General features: G+C 58.5%; 4 protein-coding genes and 4 pseudogenes. 1 reads left to right on the top strand and 7 read right to left on the bottom strand.

Going from position 1 to position 5,143, the window contains the following annotated elements; genetic code table 11:
- The 7 genes and pseudogenes from J3U35_RS06780 to J3U35_RS06750 form a co-directional block, all read right to left on the bottom strand.
- Window positions 1-534: aminoglycoside phosphotransferase family protein (locus J3U35_RS06780; protein WP_324123837.1), on the bottom strand; the 534-nt coding region annotated here is incomplete at its 3' end.
- Window positions 534-1,337 (bottom strand): aminoglycoside O-phosphotransferase APH(3'')-Ib, encoded by an 804-nt coding sequence (gene aph(3'')-Ib, locus J3U35_RS06775; RefSeq protein WP_001082319.1) that lies wholly within the window; start codon window positions 1,335-1,337, stop codon window positions 534-536. The genes aph(3'')-Ib and J3U35_RS06780, both read right to left, overlap by 1 nt.
- Window positions 1,338-1,397: 60 nt before the next feature.
- Entirely contained in the window at window positions 1,398-2,213 is an 816-nt protein-coding gene (gene sul2, locus J3U35_RS06770) for a sulfonamide-resistant dihydropteroate synthase Sul2 (RefSeq protein WP_001043260.1), read from the bottom strand.
- Window positions 2,214-2,520: 307 nt separating this feature from the next.
- A pseudogene (repC, locus tag J3U35_RS06765) lies at window positions 2,521-3,021 on the bottom strand (replication protein C, IncQ-type); the annotation flags it as partial.
- 15 nt (window positions 3,022-3,036) lie between these two features.
- A pseudogene (locus tag J3U35_RS06760) lies at window positions 3,037-3,087 on the bottom strand (mobilization protein); the annotation flags it as partial.
- 106 nt (window positions 3,088-3,193) lie between these two features.
- Window positions 3,194-3,835: pseudogene (locus J3U35_RS06755) on the bottom strand (MobA/MobL family protein); the annotation flags it as partial.
- Window positions 3,836-4,158: 323 nt separating this feature from the next.
- Entirely contained in the window at window positions 4,159-4,281 is a 123-nt protein-coding gene (locus J3U35_RS06750; protein ID WP_267349248.1) for a hypothetical protein, read from the bottom strand.
- A 519-nt stretch (window positions 4,282-4,800) separates the two neighbouring features.
- Between J3U35_RS06750 and J3U35_RS06745 the strand changes: the two are divergent.
- Window positions 4,801-5,082: pseudogene (locus J3U35_RS06745) on the top strand (IS91 family transposase); the annotation flags it as partial.
- Window positions 5,083-5,143 lie beyond the last annotated feature (61 nt).

Genomic DNA, 5,143 nt, shown 5'->3' with positions numbered 1-5,143 from the left:
CCCGGCGTCAACACGGGATAATACCGCACCACATAGCAGAACTTTAAAAGTGCTCATCATTTGATCGGCTATAATCGCCGCGTGGACGTAGTCAGTTTGACAACCTGCGTTTTGATCATCGCGCGCCCGCTGAAACAAAGCTGCAAAGCGATCCCGGATCGGGAGAAGGGCAGAAGGCAGGGGTTCCTCAGATGCGGCATACAGCTTCGCCATTAGTTCCGCTGCAATTTCGGTCGCCTGGTAGTCGCCGTGCTCGGCAACGATGTGAGAGAGCATTCGCTCCCCGGCATATTCGAGCAACATCAGATTGTTCTCACGACCGAGCAACCGGACTGCTCCCCTCCCATTGCGCCATACCAGATAGTCGGCCCCGCGCAGTTCATCAGCAATGTCTTCTATAGGTTTCAATCCCTTGACGATTGCAGGAGTCCCGTCTGGCAATGAAACTTTCCAAACGAGGCTGGAAAAGGTGTCCGCAATGAGAACAGGTTGCGAAACGTGCCAATGAGCAGGAAAAACAGGCGGCATGAACATCAACCCCAAGTCAGAGGGTCCAATCGCAGATAGAAGGCAAGGCGTTCGCGGTCGGGGGCTTCGATCCCCAATACATTGAATAGGACAGCGAAGGCGCGCTCTGCTTCATCTGGCGCTGCCCAGTTCTCTTCGGCGTTAGCAATCATGAGTGCCAAATCGGCATAGCGATCTGCTGTTCCGAGCCGCCCAAGGTCGATCAGACCCGTGCATTGAAGAGTTTTAGGGTCCACCATGAAGTTCGGCATGCAGGGATCACCATGGCAAACAACCATATCGGTGCGCTCTTGGTCGAGCCGCACCGGTAGCTCTCGTTCGACACGAGCCAAAAGATCGAGCTGCGGCGTACTCTTGTCCTCGTCCGGTAAGAAGTCGGGATTGACGGCATTGCGGGACACCACATCAACGGCGCGTCCGAACATTCGCGACAGCCTGCGCTCAAACGGACATTGATCAACCGATAGGCTGTGAACAGCGCCAAGTTGCTGCCCCATTGACGGCCACGCTTTGAGCAAATCCGCTCCAGACAGATCAGCCGCCGGTACTCCCGGAATTGCCGTTATCACCAAGCATGCACCCTCCTGTTCCTCCTGCCAGTTGATGACCTCGGGGCAAGCCACACCTCGACCTTTGAGCCAAATGAGGCGGTCACGCTCTCCAGCGAGCTCACCGCGGCGGGAAGCAGGTGCGATTTTCGCGAAGGCATGCCCGTCACCACGTCGAAAAACAAAATCACCAGATTCTCCGCCTCTGACAGGCAACCAGTCAGAATGCGATTCACCAAAAAAAATATTAGTTCGATTCAATGGAGGTTCCTTCAGTTTTCTGATGAAGCGCGAATATAGAGAAATATCCCGAATGTGCAGTTAACGAATTCTTGCGGTTTCTTTCAGCGCCGCCAATACCGCCAGCCCGTCGCGCAAGGGGCGCGGCTCGTGTGTGCGGATGAAGTCAGCTCCACCTGCGGCGGCGGCAAGCTCTGCAGCGAGTGTCGCGGCCCCGACATCCCCCGGACCACGGCCTGTGAGCGCGCGCAGAAAGGATTTGCGCGAAACAGACAGAAGCACCGGCAAATCGAAGCGCAGCCGCAATTCATCGAACCGCGCCAGCACCGAGAGCGAGGTTTCGGGAGCAGCCCCCAGAAAAAACCCCATGCCGGGATCAAGGACAAGGCGGTTGCGTTTGATACCGGCACCCGTCAGCGCCGCGATGCGCGCGTCAAAGAACGCCGCAATGTGATCCATGATGTCGCCAGCGGGTGCCTCGCGCCGATCTGCCTGCCCGTCTTGCACCGAATGCATAACGACGAGTTTGGCAGATGATTTCGCCAATTGCGGATAGAACGCAGCGTCTGGAAAACCGCGAATATCATTGAGATAGGCCACACCACGCGACAAGGCATAGGCTTGCGTCGCGGGTTGATAACTGTCGAGCGAGACGGGAATGCCATCTGCCTTGAGCGCGTCCAGCACCGGCGCGATACGCGCGATTTCTGTGTCGGACGAAACAGGCGCGGCGTCGGGATTGCTGGATGCCGGACCGAGGTCGATCACATCTGCCCCCTCGGCCATCAGCTTACGCGCCTGCGCAATGGCTGCGTCTGGCGCCAGATACCGGCCTCCATCGGAGAAACTGTCCGAGGTTATGTTGACGATGCCGAAAATGATGAGCGATTTATTCATGGGGGCTTCTATAATAATAATAATCGAGCATGAGTATCATACGGATGCTCGGGTCGAAAGGGAATCCCCAGGCGAGTAACCTGTTTGCGGTGATCCATTAGCTGCAGGAGCAGAATAGCATACATCTGGAAGCAAAGCAAGGAAAGCGGCCTATGGAGCTGTGCGGCAGCGCTCAGTAGGCAATTTTTCAAAATATTGTTAAGCCTTTTCTGAGCATGGTATTTTTCATGGTATTACCAATTAGCAGGAAAATAAGCCATTGAATATAAAAGATAAAAATGTCTTGTTTACAATAGAGTGGGGGGGGTCAGCCTGCCGCCTTGGGCCGGGTGATGTCGTACTTGCCCGCCGCGAACTCGGTTACCGTCCAGCCCAGCGCGACCAGCTCCGGCAACGCCTCGCGCACCCGCTGGCGGCGCTTGCGCATGGTCGAACCACTGGCCTCTGACGGCCAGACATAGCCGCACAAGGTATCTATGGAAGCCTTGCCGGTTTTGCCGGGGTCGATCCAGCCACACAGCCGCTGGTGCAGCAGGCGGGCGGTTTCGCTGTCCAGCGCCCGCACCTCGTCCATGCTGATGCGCACATGCTGGCCGCCACCCATGACGGCCTGCGCGATCAAGGGGTTCAGGGCCACGTACAGGCGCCCGTCCGCCTCGTCGCTGGCGTACTCCGACAGCAGCCGAAACCCCTGCCGCTTGCGGCCATTCTGGGCGATGATGGATACCTTCCAAAGGCGCTCGATGCAGTCCTGTATGTGCTTGAGCGCCCCACCACTATCGACCTCTGCCCCGATTTCCTTTGCCAGCGGTTCGATCTGCTCCGCTAACTCGTTGATGCCTCTGGATTTCTTCACTCTGTCGATTGCGTTCATGGTCTATTGCCTCCCGGTATTCCTGTAAGTCGATGATCTGGGCGTTGGCGGTGTCGATGTTCAGGGCCACGTCTGCCCGGTCGGTGCGGATGCCCCGGCCTTCCATCTCCACCACGTTCGGCCCCAGGTGAACACCGGGCAGGCGCTCGATGCCCTGCGCCTCAAGTGTTCTGTGGTCAATGCGGGCGTCGTGGCCAGCCCGCTCTAATGCCCGGTTGGCATGGTCGGCCCATGCCTCGCGGGTCTGCTCAAGCCATGCCTTGGGCTTGAGCGCTTCGGTCTTCTGTGCCCCGCCCTTCTCCGGGGTCTTGCCGTTGTACCGCTTGAACCACTGAGCGGCGGGCCGCTCGATGCCGTCATTGATCCGCTCGGAGATCATCAGGTGGCAGTGCGGGTTCTCGCCGCCACCGGCATGGATGGCCAGCGTATACGGCAGGCGCTCGGCACCGGTCAGGTGCTGGGCGAACTCGGACGCCAGCGCCTTCTGCTGGTCGAGGGTCAGCTCGACCGGCAGGGCAAATTCGACCTCCTTGAACAGCCGCCCATTGGCGCGTTCATACAGGTCGGCAGCATCCCAGTAGTCGGCGGGCCGCTCGACGAACTCCGGCATGTGCCCGGATTCGGCGTGCAAGACTTCATCCATGTCGCGGGCATACTTGCCTTCGCGCTGGATGTAGTCGGCCTTGGCCCTGGCCGATTGGCCGCCCGACCTGCTGCCGGTTTTCGCCGTAAGGTGATAAATCGCCATGCTGCCTCGCTGTTGCTTTTGCTTTTCGGCTCCATGCAATGGCCCTCGGAGAGCGCACCGCCCGAAGGGTGGCCGTTAGGCCAGTTTCTCGAAGAGAAACCGGTAAGTGCGCCCTCCCCTACAAAGTAGGGTCGGGATTGCCGCCGCTGTGCCTCCATGATAGCCTACGAGACAGCACATTAACAATGGGGTGTCAAGATGGTTAAGGGGAGCAACAAGGCGGCGGATCGGCTGGCCAAGCTCGAAGAACAACGAGCGCGAATCAATGCCGAAATTCAGCGGGTGCGGGCAAGGGAACAGCAGCGAGTGGCCGGAGGATCGGCTCATGGCGGCAATGGATGCGTACCTTGAACGCGACCACGACCGCGCCTTGTTCGGTCTGCCGCCACGCCAGAAGGATGAGCCGGGCTGAATGATCGACCGAGACAGGCCCTGCGGGGCTGCACACGCGCCCCCACCCTTCGGGTAGGGGGAAAGGCCGCTAAAGCGGCTAAAAGCGCTCCAGCGTATTTCTGCGGGGTTTGGTGTGGGGTTTAGCGGGCTTTGCCCGCCTTTCCCCCTGCCGCGCAGCGGTGGGGCGGTGTGTAGCCTAGCGCAGCGAATAGACCAGCTATCCGGCCTCTGGCCGGGCATATTGGGCAAGGGCAGCAGCGCCCCACAAGGGCGCTGATAACCGCGCCTAGTGGATTATTCTTAGATAATCATGGATGGATTTTTCCAACACCCCGCCAGCCCCCGCCCCTGCTGGGTTTGCAGGTTTGGGGGCGTGACAGTTATTGCAGGGGTTCGTGACAGTTATTGCAGGGGGGCGTGACAGTTATTGCAGGGGTTCGTGACAGTTAGTACGGGAGTGACGGGCACTGGCTGGCAATGTCTAGCAACGGCAGGCATTTCGGCTGAGGGTAAAAGAACTTTCCGCTAAGCGATAGACTGTATGTAAACACAGTATTGCAAGGACGCGGAACATGCCTCATGTGGCGGCCAGGACGGCCAGCCGGGATCGGGATACTGGTCGTTACCAGAGCCACCGACCCGAGCAAACCCTTCTCTATCAGATCGTTGACGAGTATTACCCGGCATTCGCTGCGCTTATGGCAGAGCAGGGAAAGGAATTGCCGGGCTATGTGCAACGGGAATTTGAAGAATTTCTCCAATGCGGGCGGCTGGAGCATGGCTTTCTACGGGTTCGCTGCGAGTCTTGCCACGCCGAGCACCTGGTCGCTTTCAGCTGTAAGCGTCGCGGTTTCGGGGTCTGACGCTCAGTGGAACGAAAACTCACGTTAAGGGATTTTGGTCATGAGATTATCA

Origin of the sequence: Gilliamella sp. B2717 (genome assembly GCF_026536675.1) — a bacterium.
GTDB lineage: Bacteria > Pseudomonadota > Gammaproteobacteria > Enterobacterales > Orbaceae > Gilliamella > Gilliamella apicola_I.
The sequence above is the reverse complement of the archived record's forward strand: the minus strand, read 5'-3'. Positions and strand labels throughout refer to the sequence as shown.

Excerpts from the sequence above, each read along its gene's own strand:
- sul2 (WP_001043260.1), bottom strand. The coding sequence starts at position 2,213 with ATGAATAAATCGCTCATCATTTTCGGCATCGTCAACATAACCTCGGAC.